Origin of the sequence: Mycobacterium vicinigordonae (assembly GCF_013466425.1) — a bacterium.
Classification (GTDB): Bacteria; Actinomycetota; Actinomycetes; order Mycobacteriales; family Mycobacteriaceae; genus Mycobacterium; species Mycobacterium vicinigordonae.
On record NZ_CP059165.1, the window covers coordinates 2,783,236 to 2,801,238 of the forward strand.

Annotated in this window: 12 protein-coding genes; 7 read left to right on the forward strand and 5 right to left on the reverse strand. The window is 66.1% G+C overall.

Annotated features, from left to right (window positions below; translation table 11 throughout):
* Positions 1 to 20: 20 nt before the first annotated feature.
* From H0P51_RS28945 to H0P51_RS12745, 4 genes are read right to left on the reverse strand one after another with little or no spacing between them, the layout of a single operon-like run.
* Entirely contained in the window at positions 21 to 1,913 is a 1,893-nt protein-coding gene (locus H0P51_RS28945) for a serine/threonine-protein kinase (RefSeq protein ID WP_281374008.1), read from the reverse strand.
* A 22-nt stretch (positions 1,914 to 1,935) separates the two neighbouring features.
* Positions 1,936 to 3,606, reverse strand: a complete 1,671-nt coding sequence (locus H0P51_RS12735; protein WP_180918396.1) for a hypothetical protein — start codon at positions 3,604 to 3,606, stop codon at positions 1,936 to 1,938.
* Positions 3,603 to 5,468, reverse strand: a complete 1,866-nt coding sequence (locus H0P51_RS28950) for a serine/threonine-protein kinase (RefSeq protein ID WP_180918397.1) — start codon at positions 5,466 to 5,468, stop codon at positions 3,603 to 3,605. The genes H0P51_RS12735 and H0P51_RS28950 overlap by 4 nt, the downstream gene beginning before the upstream one ends.
* Positions 5,465 to 7,327 carry a serine/threonine-protein kinase gene (locus H0P51_RS12745; RefSeq protein ID WP_180918398.1) on the reverse strand — a complete coding sequence of 621 codons (1,863 nt, stop codon included), beginning with the start codon at positions 7,325 to 7,327 and terminating at the stop codon, positions 5,465 to 5,467. Before H0P51_RS12745 ends, H0P51_RS28950 begins: the two co-directional genes overlap by 4 nt.
* Before the next feature lie 58 nt (positions 7,328 to 7,385).
* Between H0P51_RS12745 and H0P51_RS12750 the strand changes: the two genes are divergently transcribed.
* On the forward strand, positions 7,386 to 7,817 hold the full coding sequence (locus tag H0P51_RS12750) for a type II toxin-antitoxin system Rv0910 family toxin (protein ID WP_180918399.1): 432 nt from the start codon (positions 7,386 to 7,388) through the stop codon (positions 7,815 to 7,817).
* A 121-nt stretch (positions 7,818 to 7,938) separates the two neighbouring features.
* Entirely contained in the window at positions 7,939 to 11,478 is a 3,540-nt protein-coding gene (gene dnaE, locus H0P51_RS12755; RefSeq protein ID WP_180918400.1) for a DNA polymerase III subunit alpha, read from the forward strand.
* Here the strand turns inward: dnaE and H0P51_RS12760 are convergent.
* Positions 11,475 to 11,915 (reverse strand): PPOX class F420-dependent oxidoreductase, encoded by a 441-nt coding sequence (locus H0P51_RS12760; RefSeq protein WP_180918401.1) that lies wholly within the window; start codon positions 11,913 to 11,915, stop codon positions 11,475 to 11,477. The two genes, dnaE and H0P51_RS12760, sit on opposite strands and share 4 nt — an antisense overlap.
* Before the next feature lie 56 nt (positions 11,916 to 11,971).
* Between H0P51_RS12760 and H0P51_RS12765 the strand changes: the two genes are divergently transcribed.
* From H0P51_RS12765 to ilvA, 5 genes are all read left to right on the forward strand, one after another.
* The gene (locus H0P51_RS12765; protein ID WP_180918931.1) at positions 11,972 to 12,442 is read left to right on the forward strand and encodes a MerR family transcriptional regulator; all 471 of its coding nucleotides are present in this window, start codon (positions 11,972 to 11,974) and stop codon (positions 12,440 to 12,442) included.
* On the forward strand, positions 12,439 to 14,268 hold the full coding sequence (gene fadD11, locus H0P51_RS12770; RefSeq protein ID WP_180918402.1) for a fatty acid--CoA ligase FadD11: 1,830 nt from the start codon (positions 12,439 to 12,441) through the stop codon (positions 14,266 to 14,268). Before H0P51_RS12765 ends, fadD11 begins: the two co-directional genes overlap by 4 nt.
* A 13-nt stretch (positions 14,269 to 14,281) precedes the next feature.
* On the forward strand, positions 14,282 to 16,159 hold the full coding sequence (locus H0P51_RS12775; RefSeq protein WP_246398602.1) for a lysophospholipid acyltransferase: 1,878 nt from the start codon (positions 14,282 to 14,284) through the stop codon (positions 16,157 to 16,159).
* Positions 16,160 to 16,186: 27 nt separating this feature from the next.
* Positions 16,187 to 16,624 (forward strand): nitroreductase family deazaflavin-dependent oxidoreductase, encoded by a 438-nt coding sequence (locus H0P51_RS12780; RefSeq protein ID WP_180918404.1) that lies wholly within the window; start codon positions 16,187 to 16,189, stop codon positions 16,622 to 16,624.
* Between the two features lie 93 nt (positions 16,625 to 16,717).
* Positions 16,718 to 18,001, forward strand: a complete 1,284-nt coding sequence (gene ilvA / locus H0P51_RS12785; protein ID WP_180918405.1) for a threonine ammonia-lyase — start codon at positions 16,718 to 16,720, stop codon at positions 17,999 to 18,001.
* The last annotated feature ends 2 nt before the right edge of the window (positions 18,002 to 18,003 follow it).

The window sequence follows — 18,003 nt, forward strand, 5'->3', positions numbered from 1 at the left end:
CGACCGCCTGCCTTCCGCCCTCACGAGGGCGAACCCAGCATCAGAACGCGTCCGTTCACACAATGGTCCGCTCTCTCGCAGTCGACGACATAGACGTTGTCATCCTCGTCGGTCGCGACGCCGAACGGATAATGCAGTCCGGGAAAGGGCAGCTCGGTCGAAGAGTTGGCACCGGCGGCCAACCTCAGCACCCGATGCTTGCCCGGGTCGGTGACGTAGACGCTGCCATTTTTGTCGACCGCGACCATGTATGCCCTATCGAGGCCGGCGAAAGGAAGCTCGGTTGGTGTGGTGGCCTCCGGTGAAAGCTTGAGTACGTTGCGGGCATCATTGGCGACCACGTAAACGTTTCGCTGCCGATCCACCGCCACACCCAACGGGTTCTCCAGCGGTGTGGTCGGCATCAGTTGCTTGGGGCCGCTTGCGCCGCTGCGCAACCTCACCAACTGCTTGAGACCCATGTCGACAACGTAGACAGTGCCCTCGTCGTCGACGGCTACATCCATCGGGTCCTGCAGATGCCCGAACGGCAGCATCGCCGGGCCGTGTCCACCTGGCGCCAGCATCCATACCCCGCGGGCATTGATGTCGGCTACATAGACATTGCCGAACTTGTCCGTTGCCACGCCAGACGCGTACAGCTCGCCGAAGGGGAGTTCGCGGGGGGAATTCTCGCTCGGGGTTAGTTTCAGAATGCGGCCTTGCGGCGCATTTCTACCGAGCTCGGCGACGTAGACAGTGCCGCCTTTGTCCACTGTCACGCCCCGGGGTTCGGCCAGCGGGGGAAAGGGCAACGTGGTCGGGGTGGCGGTCGACGGCCGCGGCCGGCTGGCTGTCGTATGAGGGCCGTCGCCGCGCCATGGGGCAATCCAGGCGATCACCGCGGCGATGGCGAGCGCAGTGACCACGCCGACTGCGGCGGCCGCGATCAGCCTGCGGCGAGGTTTGCCCCGTCGCCGTTGTTGAATTGGCTGGCGCTGCCAGGGTGCGGGCGGCGGCAGAGCGCTGCTGAGTGGCTGCGCGGCGGGCGGTTCGGGTGACCACGGCCGGGTCGTCGCGGCGGGCTGGAGCACACGCTGGGCAGCGGCGGCGAACTCGCCGGCACTGAAGAAGCGAGCGTCGGGGTTCTTGGCCATGCCGCGCGCGATCACTTCGTCGAACTCGGCCGGGATGCCGGCCCGCTGGTGGCTGGCTCGGGGGATCGGGGCGCTCAGCTGTGCGGTCATCAGGGCCGACAGGTCGCCGGAGTCGGCGTAGGGAGTCTTACCGGTCAACAGTTCGTAGAGCACGCAGGCCAGCGCGTACACATCGCAGCGATGGTCGACCGGGGTGTTATTGAGGCGCTCCGGCGCGACATAGTCGAAGGTGCCGACGGCTTTGCCGGTTTTGGTCAGCCGGGCATCGCCGGCGGCGTTAGCCAGGCCGAAGTCGACCAGGCTGGCGAAGTCGTCGCCGGAGAGCAGGACATTGGCCGGTTTGACGTCGCGGTGGATCACCGTTTCGGCGTGCGCGGCGTCCAGCGCGCCGGCGACCTGCAGCACGATGGCGACCGCGCGCGCGGGTTCCAATGGCCCTTCGCGCTGCAGCACGGTATCCAGGTCCACGCCGCGCACCAGTCGCATATCGATGTAGACCTGGCCGTCGATCTCCCCGCAACTGTGGATCGGCAGCACGTGGGGCTCGCGTAGTCGCCCGGCGGTGCGGGCCTCGCGAAACAGTCGTTCGCGGAAGACCGGGTCTCGCGAATAGGTGGCGCTTAGCAGTTTCAACGCCACCACACGGTGCATCGCGGTGTCCTCAGCCTCGTACACCTCGCCGAATCCGCCACTGCCCAGCAGCCGCATCAGCCGGTACGGTCCGAACATTGTGCCTACTCGCGCGTCGGGCACATCTTTCGGCGGATCCTCGATCACGTCGCCGAGCGTAGCGTGGCTCTCAGTGGTCGGGTACGAGCTTGAGTGCCTGTCCCGGCCGTGTGAATTGGCCGGACCTGTTGGATTGCGCTGTGGTGAGCACGTACACCGCGTCCCCGGGACCCACGGCCACGGCGTTGGTGTTGGCGCCTAGGGGCACTTTGACCGGGATGCCGCCGCGGGCGGGCAGCATGAAGAACCCCTTGCCGAAGCCGTCGCCGACGAAGACGTTCCCGTCGCTGTCGATTGCGATTCGGTTCGGTTCGATGACACCCGGGATCGCCACCGGTTCGGATGCCGTCGCGCCCGCGGCGAGCTTGACGAGCTGACCTTTACCGGAGTTCTCAAACGAGGTGGAGACGTAGATTGTGCCGGTCTTGTCGACCGCGATCCCGCGCGGCAGGCGCAGACCTCGGAATGGAAGATCGACCGGCCGACTATCCCCGAACCTGAGCTTCGCGGCCTTGTATTCGAGCCGAAGACCAACCCCCGACGTACTCCCTACCGCGTAGGTGTTGTTGGACGAGTCAGTGGCGATCGCTCGGATGGTGGTGAATCCCCGGAATGGCAATCGCATGGGGCCGGACTTGCCGGCCTCTAACACATACACATCTGCGCCGTCGCTGTAGTAAAGATTGCCCGCGGTATCGACAGTGATATCAGATGCCCCGCGAAATTCCGCGCCGGGGAAGTCGACAACGGTGGCAGCCGTTGCGCCCGCGGCGAGTTTGTACAGATTCGTAGCCGCGATGTCGAACACACCGGTGTCCCCGGACTGTAGCGGCGCCGCCAGCACGTAGACGTTGCCGGCCTTGTCGACGGCCACGCTTTTGGAGTCCTTGAAGGCGGGAAACGGAAGTTCGATCGGTTTTGCGGTGTAGCTGCGCCCCTTCGTAACGGTCGGGTGATCGCTGGGTCGGGTGTGGCCGACGAGGCGCGGGATGGCGATGGCGCCGGCCACGACCACACCGATGATGGCGATCGCGGCGATGACGGGAGCGATCCGGCGGTGCCGGCGTGGCTGCGGCGGAGCAGGCAGCGGAACCGGATGCGGATGCGGCATTGCCATGGCGGGCCGGTGAGCAGGCGTGCGCGGTGGGGCATTGACGGTGGCCGAATCGGGTGGAAGTTGCAACGTTCGAGTGGCCGCATCGGAAGGGACGGCGGGCGCGGCAGCCTGAATGGTGGACTTGCTGCTCGGCGTTGCGACGAGCGCGCGGTGGGCGGCGTCGGTCAGCTCGGCGGCGCTGCGGTAGCGGTCATCAGAATTGGCGGCCAGCCCGCGGGCCAGTACGTCATCGAAGGCGGTGGTAAGCCCGGCGCGCCGCTCACTTGCGCGCGGGACCGCGCCGCCGGGGAGTATGGGGTTGGGCGGCTGGCCCGTCAGACACTCGTACAACACGGCGGCCAGCGCGTAGATGTCGGCGCGGTAGGCCGCCTCGGTGTTGACCATCAGTGCGCGAGTGTGGTCGGTGGAGGGCGTGGCGCCGCTGCTGTCGGCTAGATAGACCGAGCCGTCACCGGCAAGCAAGATGGTGGCCGTCGTGATGCCGCGGTGTACGCGGTGATTGGCGTGGGCGTCGTCAACTGCTGCGGCAATGCGGCGCAGGAGGTCGACCGCGCGCCGCGGTTCCAGTGGCCCACCCTGGACCAGTACGGTTTTCAGATCGCTGGTGTGGCCGCCGGTTGTCATTGTCCCGCTCCAAGCTTGAGCACCCGGTTGTATTCGGTCAGGTACACGAAGTGGGCCTTGTCCACTGCCACGCCGCCGAACGGCTGGATCTCCGGCGCGGCCATCAGTTTGGGCGCCGAGGCGCCGGCCGCGAACGTGTAGAGGCGGCCCATGTTGTCGGCGTTGTCAATGACATAGAGGGTGCCCTGGTCGTCCACTGCGATGCCTTGCGCCAGGCCGAGCTGCCCGAACGGCAGCTGCGCGGGGCTGGTCGCGCCGGCAACCAGTTTGAGCACCCGACCTGGCTGCACGGCGAACACGGTTCCGGTTCCGTCGACGGCGACTCCCTCGAACGGTCCCACGCCGAACGGAAGCACCGCGGGAGTTGTCGCTCCGACGGCGAGCTCGAGTATCTGGTCGACAGCGGCGACGTAGACATTCCCGGCGGCGTCCACCGCGATGCCCGTCGGATTGATGCGGCCTAAAGGCAGCTCGACCGCAGCGGTAGCACCGCGATCGAGCTTGACGATTCTGCCGGTGCCCGTGCTCACCATGTCCGAGACGTACACCGCACCAGCCGAATCCACACTCAAGTACTTGGGCTTGGTGAGGCTCCGGATAGGTACCTCGACCGGCGCGGCGGCGTTGGCCGTTAACTCAAAGACCTTGGCGTCATTCGAATTGACGAAATACACCTCGCCGCCCGGACCGATCGCCACACCGACGAGTTCGCCCGTCCCGACGACCGGTAGCCGGGTGGCGTTCAACGGCGGCACGGCATTGCTCTGCTGGGGTGGCGCGGTGCTGGTCCGCGAGGTTGGGCTGGTGGAGTGCTCGGGTGATCGGGTGGCCACCACTACGACCACGGCGACGACGACGGCGGCAACGGTCGCCAGGGCCGCAAGGACCAGGGCGGTGCGGCGGTGCGGTTTTCCGCTGGCCGGCCGTCCGAGGTCCGCCGGCGTCGTCTGTGCCGACGGTCGGTGGCGTTGCGTCACCGCGGCAGGTTTTGCCGTCGGCGTGTCGAGGGCGTTTTGGGCGGCGGCGGCCAGTGCGCCGGCGCTGGGGTAGCGCTGGGTGGGATCTTTGGCCATGCCGCGGGTGATGACGTCGTCGAATCCGACGGGGATGTCGGGTCGTTGCTGGCTGGGCCGTGGTGGTGGGGAGCTTAGGTGCGCGGCGATGATGCCTGGTATCTCGGTTCGGTCGGCGTAGGGCGCTGATCCGGTGAGGCATTCGTAGAGTACGCAGGCCAAGGCGTAGATGTCGGCGCCTGGTGTGATGTGGCCGGAGGCGAGGCGTTCGGGGGCGAGGTAGGCGAAGGAGCCGATGGTGGTGCCTTCGCTGGTGAGTTTGGTGTCGGTGGCGGCGCTGGCTAGGCCGAAGTCGACTAGGCAGGCGAAGTCGTGACCGCTGAGCAGGATGTTGGCTGGTTTGACGTCGCGGTGGATTACGGTTTCGGCGTGGGCGGCGTCGAGGGCGGAGGCGATCTGGCGCACGATGTGGACTGCTCGTGGCGGGGGTAGGGCGCCGTGGTGTTCCAGGATGGTTTGCAGGTCGGTGCCGTCGATGAGCCGCATGTCGATGTAGAGCTGGCCGTCGATTTCGCCGCAGCCGTGGATGGGCACCACGTGCGGGTCGTGCAGTCGTCCGGCGGTGCGGGCCTCGCGGAAGAGTCGTTCGCGGAATGCGGGGTTGTGCGAGTAGCTGCTGGTTAGCACCTTCAAGGCCACCACTCGGTGCATGACGGTGTCTTCAGCGGCGTACACCTCACCAAATCCGCCGCTGCCCAGCAACCGGCGCAACACGTAGGGCCCAAATCGAGAGCCTGCGCGTGGCCACGACGAATTCGGAGCGCCGTGGCTGCCTTTCGACCCCGTCACGGCGCGGCTCCCAATTCCAGAACTTTGCCGTTCGCGCAGTCGTCGCTGCGATGACAGTCCGCGACGTAAAGGTCGCCGTCCCGGTCGACCGCGACACCGAACGGATAGTTCAGCGAGGCGAACGGGACCGGCGCGGCCTGTGTCGTGCCGACAGCCAACTTGAGGACTTTGCGGCCCATCGTGTCGGTGACGTACACGTTGCCCTTACTGTCCACCGCGACGCCGTACGGTTCCTGCAGCCCGGGGAAGGCTAGTTCCGCCGGGGTGTCCGAGCCTGAAGGCAGCTTCAGCACGCGCCGGTCAGCGCTGTCGACGAGGTAGACGTTGCCACCATTGTCCACCGCGATTCCTAGTGGCGTGTTCACCGGTGTGGTCGGCATCAGCACCGTGGGGCTGGTGGCCCCGGGCGGCAGCTTGAGCACCTGCCGCGAACCCGCGTCGGTGACGTAGACGCTGCCGTCGTTGCCGATCGCCACATCCCTTGGGGTGTCGAGGTGCCCGAATGGCAGCTTGATCGGCCCGCGCGCGCCGGGTTCCAGTTTCCACACCGCGTGGCCGTGCAGGTCTGCGATGTACACGTTGCCGGCCGCGTCGACGGACACGCCCTCGGCGTAGACCTCTCCGAAAGTCAGCTCAGAGGGAGCGGGCTGGCCGGGCGGCAGTTTGAGGATGCGGCCCTCGGGGGAGTGGTGGCCAAGCTCGGCGGCATACACGTTGCCGCCGCCGTCGACCGCCACCCCGCGGACTGCCGCCAGCGCTGGGAAGTTCAGGGTGACCGGAACCGTCGACGAGGGATGGGGTGTGGTGGCAACCGGGCGGGTGGGAGCATGCCGGTGCATCACCCCGATCACCGCGACCGCGACAGCGGCGGCGACCACGACCGCAGCAACGGCGATCATGTTGCGGCGGCGCCGCTTTCGCTCGACGGGATGGGCGGGACTTGGCAGCGGGCGAGGCGGAACCGGGCTATTCCACGGCTGGGTGACCGGGGCGGGCGCGGCAGCCCATTGGCGGCCGGCCGGGGCCGGGCCCAGCGCACGCCGGGCATCTGCGGCCAGGTCCCCGGCGCTCGGGTAGCGCGCCTCGGGATTTTTCGCCATGCCGCGCGCGATCACCTCGTCGAGTTCGAGCGGCAGGCCGGCGCGCCGCTGGCCCAGGCGGGGGATTGGGGCGCTCAACTGGGCGTTCATCAGTGCGGGCAGATCGTCGGAGTCGCCGTAGGGCGTTGTGCCCGTCAGCAGTTCGTACAAAACGCAGGCCAGCGCATAGACGTCGCAGCGATGGTCGACGGGGGAGCCATTGAGCCGTTCGGGCGCGACGTAGTCGAAGGTGCCGACGGCTTTTCCGGGCCTGGTCAGTCGCGCGTCGCCGGCGGCGTTAGCCAGGCCGAAGTCGACCAGGCTGGCGAAGTCGTCGCCGGAGAGCAGGATATTGGCCGGTTTGACGTCGCGGTGAATCACCGATTCGGCGTGCGCGGCGTCCAGCGCGCCGGCGACCTGTTCGACAATGGCGACGGCGCGTGTGGGCTGCATCGGGCCTTCCCGCCGCAGCACCGTCTCCAGGTCCACGCCGCGCACCAGTCGCATGTCGAGGTAGACCTGGCCGGCGATCTCTCCGCAACTGTGGATCGGCAGCACGTGGGGCTCACGCAGCCGGCCCGCGGTGCGGGCCTCGCGGAACAGCCGTTCGCGGAATACCGGGTTCTGGGAGTAGGTGCTACTCAACAGTTTTAATGCAACCGCGCGGTGCATGGTGGTGTCCTCGGCCTCGTAGACCTCGCCGTAGCCACCGCTGCCCAACAGCCGGATCAGTCGGTAAGGGCCGAATTGCGTACCCGCCCGATCCTGTTCCACAGCCATCCCTCCACTTTGCCGCAGAGCGTATCGGGGTTCGCCTCGACGCGGTTAGGGTGATGCGATGGCTTCCGTTGAGCTCAGTTCCGACGTCCCGATGACCCCCCAAGACATGTGGTTGCACGTTTCGGATCTGTCCAAGCTGAACGAGTGGCTCATCATGCACGAGGGCTGGCGCAGCGACGTGCCCGAGGAGATCACCGAAGGCACCCAGGTCATCGGCGTGGCGAAATCCAAGGGTCTGCGCAACCGGGTGACCTGGACAGTGACGAAGTGGGACCCGCCGCACGAAGTCGCGATGTCCGGGGACGGCAAGGGCGGAGCAAAATACGGTGTGCGCGTCACTGTGACTCCGAGCAACGACGGCTCGACCATGGGGCTGCGTCTTGAGCTGGGTGGGCGAGCGTTGTTCGGTCCGGTCGGCTCCGCGGCTGCGCGCGCCGTCAGAGGGGACGTGGAAAAGTCGCTCCGTAACTTCGTCGAGAAGTACGCGTAGGTTCGCGGGTTCGGGCCGCCGAGCCGTGTGTGGCCATTGTTTCTGGTGTGAACAACTGGTCGGGACACGCTTTGCGACACGCCCGGAGCCTGTCGGTGGACCGTCCTAGACTTGCGTCCCTATGAGCCAGTCATCCTTCGTGCACCTGCACAACCACACCGAGTACTCGATGCTCGATGGTGCCGCGAAGATCAGCCCCATGCTGGCCGAAGCGCAGCGCCTGGAAATGCCCGCAATCGGCATGACCGATCACGGAAACATGTTTGGCGCCAGCGAGTTCTACAACTCGGCCACCAAAGTCGGGATCAAGCCGATCATCGGCGTCGAGGCATACATAGCTCCCGCCTCTCGCTTCGACACCCGCCGCATCACCTGGGGTGATCCGAGCCAGAAATCCGATGACGTGTCCGGCAGTGGCTCCTACACACATATGACGATGGTGGCCGAGAACGCCACCGGTCTGCGCAACCTGTTCAAGCTGTCGTCGTTGGCTTCCTTCGAAGGTCAGCTGGGCAAGTGGTCGCGGATGGATGCCGAACTCATCGCCGAACACGCCGAGGGAATCATTGCCACCACGGGCTGCCCGTCCGGCGAAGTGCAGACCAGGCTGCGGCTGGGCCACGAGCGCGAGGCGCTGGAGGCGGCTGCCAAGTGGCGCGAGATCTTCGGCCCAGACAATTTCTTCCTGGAGCTGATGGACCATGGTCTGTCCATCGAGCAGCGGGTCCGCGAGGGCCTGCTCGACATCGGGCACAAGCTCGGCATACCGCCGCTGGCCACCAACGACTGCCACTACGTCACCCGCGATGCTTCGCACAACCACGAGGCGCTGCTGTGCGTGCAGACCGGCAAGACGCTCTCGGACCCCAACCGGTTCAAGTTCGACGGCGACGGCTACTACCTCAAGTCCGCTGCCGATATGCGTGAGCTCTGGGACGGCGAGGTACCCGGCGCGTGCGACTCGACGCTGCTGATCGCCGAGCGGGTGCAGTCCTACGCCGATGTGTGGACGCCGCGCGACCGGATGCCTATCTTCCCGGTGCCCGAGGGCCACGACCAGGCGTCATGGTTGCACCACGAGGTGATGGCAGGACTGCAGCGGCGATTTCCGTCCGGGGTGGGCCAGGCGTACCTCGACCGGGCCGAATATGAGATCAAAGTCATCTGCGACAAGGGTTTTCCGGCGTACTTCCTGATCGTCGCCGACCTGATCAACCATGCGAAGTCCATCGACATCCGGGTCGGACCGGGACGAGGTTCGGCGGCCGGCTCACTGGTCGCCTACGCGATGGGCATCACCAACATCGACCCCATCCCACACGGTCTGCTGTTCGAGCGCTTCCTCAACCCGGAGCGGCCGTCGGCCCCCGATATCGACATCGACTTCGACGACCGGCGACGCGGCGAGATGGTGCGTTACGCCGCGGAGAAGTGGGGCTCTGACCGGGTAGCCCAGGTCATCACCTTCGGCACCATCAAGACCAAAGCCGCGCTCAAGGATTCCGCACGGATCCACTACGGCCAGCCTGGGTTCGCGATCGCCGACCGGATCACCAAGGCGCTGCCCCCGCCGATCATGGCCAAGGACATCCCGTTGTCGGGCATCACCGACCCGGCCCACGAGCGGTACAAGGAAGCCGCCGAGGTCCGCGGCCTGATCGAGACCGATCCCGACGTGCGCACCATTTACCAGACTGCGCGCGGTCTGGAGGGGCTGATCCGTAACGCCGGCGTGCACGCGTGCGCGGTGATCATGAGCAGCGAGCCGCTCACCGAGGCGATCCCGCTGTGGAAGCGGCCGCAGGACGGCGCGATCATCACCGGCTGGGATTACCCCTCCTGCGAGGCCATCGGCCTGTTGAAGATGGACTTTCTTGGCCTGCGGAACCTGACGATCATCGGTGACGCGATCGAGAACATCAGGGCAAACCGGGGCATCGATCTCGACCTGGAATCGCTGCCGCTGGATGACAAGCCCACCTACGAATTGTTGGGCCGCGGAGACACACTCGGTGTGTTCCAGCTCGACGGCGGGCCGATGCGCGACCTGCTGCGCCGCATGCAACCCACCGAGTTCAACGACATCGTCGCCGTACTGGCGCTGTACCGGCCGGGTCCGATGGGCATGAACGCGCACAACGACTACGCCGACCGCAAGAACGCGCGCCAGTCGATCAAGCCCATCCATCCCGAACTCGAGGAGCCGCTGCGCGAAATCCTCTCCGAGACTTACGGTCTGATCGTCTACCAAGAGCAGATCATGTTCATCGCCCAGAAGGTCGCCTCCTACACCATGGGCAAGGCCGACGCGCTGCGCAAAGCGATGGGCAAGAAAAAGCTCGAGGTGCTCGAGGCGGAGTACAAGGGTTTCTACGAAGGCATGACCAATAACGGTTTCTCCGAGAAAGCGGTGAAGGCGCTGTGGGACACCATCCTTCCGTTCGCGGGGTACGCGTTCAACAAGTCGCACGCGGCGGGCTACGGGCTGGTGTCCTATTGGACGGCCTACCTGAAGGCCAACTATCCAGGCGAGTACATGGCGGGCCTGCTGACCTCGGTGGGCGACGACAAGGACAAGGCCGCCGTATACCTAGCGGACTGCCGCCGGCTCGGCATCACAGTGCTGCCGCCCGACGTCAACGAATCGGTGCAGAACTTCGCCTCGGTGGGTAATGACATCCGCTTCGGCCTCGGTGCGGTCCGCAACGTCGGCGCCAACGTCGTTGCCTCGCTGATCGGCACCCGCAACGACAAGGGCAAGTACACCGACTTCTCGGACTACCTCAACAAAATCGACATCTCGGCCTGCAACAAGAAGGTCACCGAGTCGCTGATCAAAGCCGGGGCGTTCGACTCGCTCGGCCACCCCCGCAAAGGACTGTTCCTGGTGCACACCGACGCCGTGGACTCGGTGCTGGGCACCAAGAAGGCCGAGGCGATGGGGCAATTCGACCTGTTCGGCGGCTCCGACGGGGAGGGTGGCGGGGACGCCGTCTTCACCATCAAAGTGCCTGAGGACGAGTGGGAGGACAAGCACAAGCTCGCGCTGGAGCGAGAGATGCTGGGCCTGTACGTGTCGGGTCATCCGCTCAACGGGGTGGCTCATCTGCTGGCCACCCAGGTCGACACCGCAATCCCAGCGATCCTGGATGGCGACGTGTCCAACGACACGCAGGTGCGCGTCGGCGGCATCCTGGCTTCGGTGAACCGCCGGGTCAACAAGAACGGGATGCCTTGGGCATCAGCGCAATTGGAAGACTTAACCGGCGGCATCGAGGTGATGTTCTTCCCGCACACCTACTCCACATTCGGAGGGGACATCGCCGACGACGCGGTGGTGCTGGTCAACGCCAAGGTCGCGATCCGCGACGACCGCATCAGCCTGATCGCCAATGAGCTTGTGGTGCCCGATTTTTCCAACGCGCAGCCGAACCGGCCGCTAGCGGTCAGCCTGCCCACCCGGCAGTGCACCGTCGACAAGGTCAGTGCCCTCAAGCAGGTGCTGGCCCGTCACCCAGGCACCTCGCAGGTGCATCTGCGGTTGATCAGCGGCGACCGGATTACCACGCTGGAGCTAGATCAGTCGCTGCGGGTGACGCCATCACCGGCGCTGATGGGGGACCTCAAGGAACTGCTCGGTCCAGGGTGCTTGGGCGCTTAGCCCAGATCAACACGCATGATCGCGCTGTCGGGCCAGACGCGGACGGTGCGTGCGCGCCGCAGCTTCTCCCGGAGCGGCAGGTCCCGGTGCACGTTGGTTATGCCCGGGATCTTAAGCAACGGTATGATGTTCCACTGCCAGCCATACCTCTTGTGCAACAACCTGTTTCCGCGCTCGGCATCAGCGCCGGATAGGACAACGGCGCGGCCGGCCAGTCTTGGCGCGTTCGGTTCCACTCGCCCGCGGTAATCGCAGGCGACTAGTTCGACGTCGGGTCGCGCGGTCAATCGCTTGGTCTTGGGGCCGATTTTTGTGCGAAACACCAGCGCGTCGCCGTCGTAGGCGAACCAGATGGGGGTGTCGACGGGGCTGCCGTCGCGGCGGAAGGACCGCAGCTGCGCGTAGCGGGCGGTGCCCAACTTCTCGAGTGTGTGCATTCAGATAGTCAACGACTTAGAGTTGACTCTAAGTCAAGCTGCGGGAGGTCGTGTTGCTGCTGACCATCGGAGAGGTGGCCCGGCGAGCGGGGATCGCCGCTACCACGCTGCGCTACTACGAACAGATCGGCCTAATCGCTTCGCCCGCCCGCCGGGGCGGTCAACGCCGCTACGAAGACGCGGTTTTGGCGCGTCTCGAGGTGATCCGGCTCTGCAAATCGGCCGGGTTCACCCTGGAGGAGATTCAGCTGCTGTTCGCCGACGATGAGGCTGGGCGGCCGGCCAGCCGCGCCTTGGGGCAGGCCAAGCTTGCCGAGATCGACGCGCAGATGGCTTCGTTGGTCCGTGCCCGGGAGGTTATCGAGTGGGGGATGCGGTGTACGTGTCCTTCGATTGACGCGTGCACGTGTGGAATTCATACCGCGGCCGCGCCGCCGAGCGCAATTGAGGCGACGGCCAACCGGAGTGGCGCGTCGCAGGATTCACCCTCGGCGGGAGGACGCGAAAGACGTAGGCTCACGGAATGACCTCATCCGAGCGTCCGGCCACCATGTGTGAGGCATTCCAGCGCACGGCGGCCATCGACCCCGACGTGATAGCGCTCAGGACCCCTGGCAACACGGTGACCCTAACCTGGGGGGAGTACGCGGAACAGGTTCGCAAGGTCACCGGCGGCCTTCGCGGCTTGGGCGTCAAGCGCGGTGACACCGTTTCGCTGATGATGGCCAACCGAGTCGAGTTCTACCCGCTCGAGGTGGGCGCGCAACATGTTGGGGCTACCTCGTTTTCGATCTACAACACCCTGCCTGCCGAGCAGCTGACCTACGTCTTCGGTAACGCCGGCACCAAGGTGGTGATCTGCGAGGGGCAGTACGTCGACCGGATTCGCGCCAGCGGTGCGCCGATCGAGCACATCGTGTGCATCGACGGAAAGCCGGCCGGAACTCTGTGCGTCGAGGACCTCTACGCCGCGGCACCGAACGGCTTTGACTTCGAATCGACTTGGCGCGCCGTGCAACCCGACGACATTGTCACCCTCATCTACACCTCCGGCACCACTGGAAATCCCAAGGGCGTGGAGATGACGCATACCAACCTGCTGTTCGAGGGGTACGCGCTCGACGACGTGTTGGGGATAGAGCGGGGCGACCGGATCATGTCGTTCCTGCCGTCGGCGCACATCGCCGACCGGATGACAGGTCTGTACTCACAGCAGATGTTCGGCACCCAGGTGACCTCGGTGTCCGACGCCCGTGCGATCGCTGCGGCGCTCGCCGACACCAGGCCGACCGTGTTCGGCGCGGTACCGCGGGTCTGGGAAAAGCTTAGGGCCGGAATCGAATTCGCGGTCGCCAACGAAAGCGACGAGATGAAGCGGGCCGCGCTGCAGTGGGCAATGGCGGTGGCCGCTCGTCGCGCGCAGGTGCTGCTGGCCGAGGCGGACATGCCAGAGGACCTTGCCACCGAATGGGCTAAGGCCGACGAATTGGTGCTATCCAAGCTGCGCGAGAAGGTCGGCCTCGGCGAGCTGCGCTGGGCGGTGTCGGGTGCGGCGCCGATACCACGGGAGACACTGGCCTTCTACATCAGCATCGGTATCCCCATCTCCGAGGTGTGGGGGATGTCGGAGCTAAGTTGCGTAGCCGCCACCTGTCACCCCAGCCAGACGCGGCTGGGCACCGTCGGCAAACTGCTGCCCGGGCTGGAAGGCAAGGTCGCCGACGACGGCGAGTTTCTGGTCCGTGGTCCACTGGTGATGAAGGGCTACCGTCGCGACCCGGCCAAGACCGCTGAAGCGATCGACGAGGAAGGCTGGCTGCACACCGGCGACATCTTCGAGGTCGACGCCGACGGCTACTTGCGGGTGGTGGACCGCAAGAAGGAGCTGATCATCAATGCGGCCGGAAAGAACATGTCCCCGGCCAATATCGAGAACACCATTGTGGCGGCGTGCCCGATGGTCGGGGTGATGATCACCATCGGCGACGGACGCCCGTACAACACAGCCCTGTTGGTCTTCGACGTCGACTCGGTCGCTCCGTACGCGGCCCGCCATGGCGTAGACCCCACGCCGCAGGCCCTGGCCGCGCACCCCGAGGTGATTGCGACCATTGCCGCTGGAGTGGCAGAGGGCAACGCGCGACTGGCGCGAGTGGAGCAGATCAAGCGGTTCCGAATCCTGCCCACGATGTGGGAGCCCGGCGGCGACGAGATCACGCTGACGATGAAGCTCAAGCGCAAACCGATCCACGCCAAATATGCCGCCGAGATCGACGAACTCTACGAGACTGAACCGGGTCCGCACATCCACGAGCCCGCTGCCGCGATTACGCCGGCGGCGCAATCAGCCTAAGGGGGAACAGCCGGTGAATCCAGGCGAAGCCAGTCGAGCCGGGGTGCGAAAGTTGTTGCAGCGCACCGGGATCGTCGATGAGTCGACAGCACCGCTGGCTACCGACCCGGACGCGGTCACCCGCCTACTGACGGCGCAGTGGTTCGAGCAGCGCCTCGATGCCCTCGCCGACGAACTGGGCCGCGATCCCGAAAGTGTGCGGGTGGAGGCGGCCGGCTACCTGCGCGAAGTGGCGGCCTCGCTGGACGATCGCGCGGTGCACGCCTGGCGCCGGTTCAGCCGGTGGCTGATGCGGGCCTACGACGTGCTGGTCGACGAAGACCAGATCGCCGGCCTGCGCAAACTGGACCGCAAGGCCACGCTGGCGTTCGCGTTCTCGCACCGCTCGTATCTGGACGGCATGCTGCTGCCCGAAGAGATCTCGGCCAATCGGCTGTCGGCGGCGTTCACCTTCGGCGGTGCCAATCTGAACTTCTTCCCAATGGGCGGCTTCGCCAAGCGCACCGGAACGATCTTCATTCGCCGCCAAACCAAAGACATCCCGATCTACCGGTTCGTGTTGCGCGCGTACACCGCGCAACTGGTGCAGGACCACACCAACCTCACCTGGTCGATCGAGGGTGGCCGAACCCGCACCGGCAAACTGCGTCCCCCGGTGTTCGGCATCCTGCGTTACCTCACCGATGCCGTCGACGAAATCGACGGTCCTGAAGTCTATTTGGTGCCAACCTCCATCGTGTACGACCAACTGCACGAGGTGGAGGCGATGACCACCGAAGCGTACGGAGCAACGAAGCGGCCGGAAGACCTTCGGTTCCTGGTCCGGCTGTCCCGCCAACAGGGCGAGCGGCTGGGCCGCGCGTATCTCGACTTCGGCGAGCCGCTGCCGCTGCGCAAGCGCCTCGAGGAACTGCGGGCAGATCCCTCGGGGACCGAGACCGTCGTGGAACGCATCGCGCTCGATGTCGAACACCGGATCAACCGCGCCACCCCGGTGACGCCCACCGCGGTGGTGAGCCTGGCGCTGCTGGGTGCCGACCGTTCGCTGTCCATCAGCGAGGTGCTGGCCACGGTACGGCCGCTGGCCAGCTATATCGCCGCCCGCGACTGGGCGGTGGCGGGGGCGGCGGACCTGACGAACAAGTCGCTGATCCGGTGGACGCTGCACCAGATGGTGGCTTCCGGTGTGGTCAGCGTGTACGACGCCGGCACCGAGGCGGTGTGGGGAATCGGCGCCGACCAGCATCTGGTCGCGGCGTTCTACCGCAACACCGCGATCCACATCTTGGTCGATCGCGCCATTGCCGAGCTGGCGCTGTTGGCGGCCTCGGAAGATTCAGCCGATGGCGTGGTGGCCCCCTCCGCGGTGCGTGACGAGGCGCTGCGGCTGCGGGAGTTGCTGAAGTTCGAATTCCTGTTTTCCGGGCGTGCGCAGTTCGAGCGCGAACTCGCCGACGAGGTGCGTTTGATCGGGCCGGTGGAAGACACCACCAAGGAGGTGAGCGCGGCCGAAGTGGGTCGCCTCCTCGAGTCGGCCGATCTGCTGCTGGCGCATCTCGTGTTGCGGCCGTTCCTGGACGCGTACCACATCGTCGCCGACCGGCTGGCCGCCCTCGAGGACGAGCCGCTGGAGGAGGACAGGTTCCTGGCCGAATGCCTCGAGGTGGGCAAGCAGTGGGAGCTGCAGCGCCGCATTGCCAACGCCGAATCCCGGTCGATGGAGTTGTTCAAGACCGCGTTGCGGCTGGCGCGGCACCGCGACCTGGTCGACGGTCCCGATCAAGCCGACCTGGCCAAGCGGCGGCAGGAGTTCGCCGACGAGATCGCCACCGCGACCCGACGGGTCAACGTGATCGCCGAAATCGACCGCCGCCGCACCCTCGGGGCGTAGCGCGGTGCACGCCCTACAGTGGTTGGCATGCCATTAGAAGGTGAGTACGCGCCCAGCCCATGGGATTGGTCCAGGGAACAGGCCGAGAAATACATGGAATCCGGCGGATCCGAAGCCGGGGACATGAAGGGCATGCCGATCATCGTGTTGACCAGCGTCGGGGCCAAATCCGGCAAGCTGCGCAAGACGCCGCTGATGCGCGTCGAACACGACGGCGAGTACGCGGTCGTCGCCTCGCTTGGCGGCGCCCCGAAGAACCCGGTCTGGTACTACAACGTCAAGAAGAATCCCAAGGTCGAGTTGCAGGACGGTTCTGTCACCCGCGACTACGACGCTCGCGAGGTGTTTGGCGATGAGAAGGCCGTCTGGTGGGAGCGCGCGGTGCAGGCCTATCCCGAGTACGCCGATTACCAGACCAAGACGGACCGCCAGATACCGGTGTTCGTGTTGACACCCGCCAGCTGACCCTTCGGACAAGAATTGGCGACCGTAGCCGGGGACTTCACATCGTGATCCCTGGTGAGCGACTGACTCGACCTGGCGTGGCACCATTGACCGGTGTCCGCCGAACTGAGCACCAGCCCGTCGTTGCCGCCGCTTGCTGCGGCCGACATCGAGGCGGCGGCGAAGCGCATCGCGCCGGTGGTGACGCCCACCCCGCTGCAGCTCAGCGACCGGCTCTCGGAGATCACCGGCGCCGAGGTCTTCCTCAAGCGCGAAGACCTGCAGGTCGTGCGTTCCTACAAGCTGCGCGGGGCTTACAACCTGCTGGTTCAGCTGTCCGACGCTGAGCTGGCCGCCGGTGTGGTGTGCTCTTCGGCCGGTAACCACGCGCAGGGTTTCGCCTACGCGTGTCGGGCACTGCAGGTGCACGGCCGCGTCTATGTGCCGGCCAAGACGCCGAAGCAGAAGCGGGACCGGATCCGCTACCACGGCGGGGACTTCATCGAGTTGATCGTTGGTGGGTCCACCTACGACCTGGCCGCCGAAGCCGCGCGCGACGACGTGGCGCGCACCGGCGCTACGCTGGTGCCGCCCTACGACGATCTGCGCACCATGGCCGGCCAGGGCACCATCGCCGTCGAGATCCTCGATGCACTCGACGTCGAGCCCGATTTGGTGGTGGTGCCGGTCGGCGGAGGTGGCTGCATCTCCGGTATCACTACCTACCTAGCTGAACGGACCACTGGCACTTCGGTTTTGGGCATCGAGCCGGCCGGAGCTGCCGCGATGATGGCCGCGCTGGCCGCCGGTGAGACGGTGACGCTGGATCACGTCGACCAGTTCGTCGACGGCGCGGCGGTGGCCCGCGCTGGCGCGTTGCCCTATGCAGCGCTGGCGGCCGCCGGGGACATGGTGTCGATCACGACGGTCGACGAGGGCGCGGTGTGCACCGCGATGCTCGACCTCTATCAGAACGAGGGCATCATCGCCGAGCCGGCCGGCGCGCTGGCGGTGGCGGGCCTGCTGGAAGCGGAGGTCGAGCCCGGCTCCACGGTGGTGTGCCTGATCTCGGGCGGCAACAACGACGTATCCCGGTACGGGGAGGTGCAGGAGCGTTCGCTGGTTCACCTGGGTCTCAAGCACTACTTCCTGGTTGACTTCCCGCAGGAACCCGGCGCGCTGCGGCGTTTCCTCGGCGAGGTGCTGGGGCCCAACGACGACATCACCCTGTTCGAGTACGTCAAGCGCAATAACCGCGAGACCGGGGAGGCGCTGGTCGGTATCCAGCTGGGGTCGGCCGCCGATCTCGATGGGCTGCTGGACCGCATGCGGACCACCGAAATGCACGTGGAAGCGCTGCTACCGGGCTCGCCCGCCTACCGGTATCTGCTGCTCTAGCC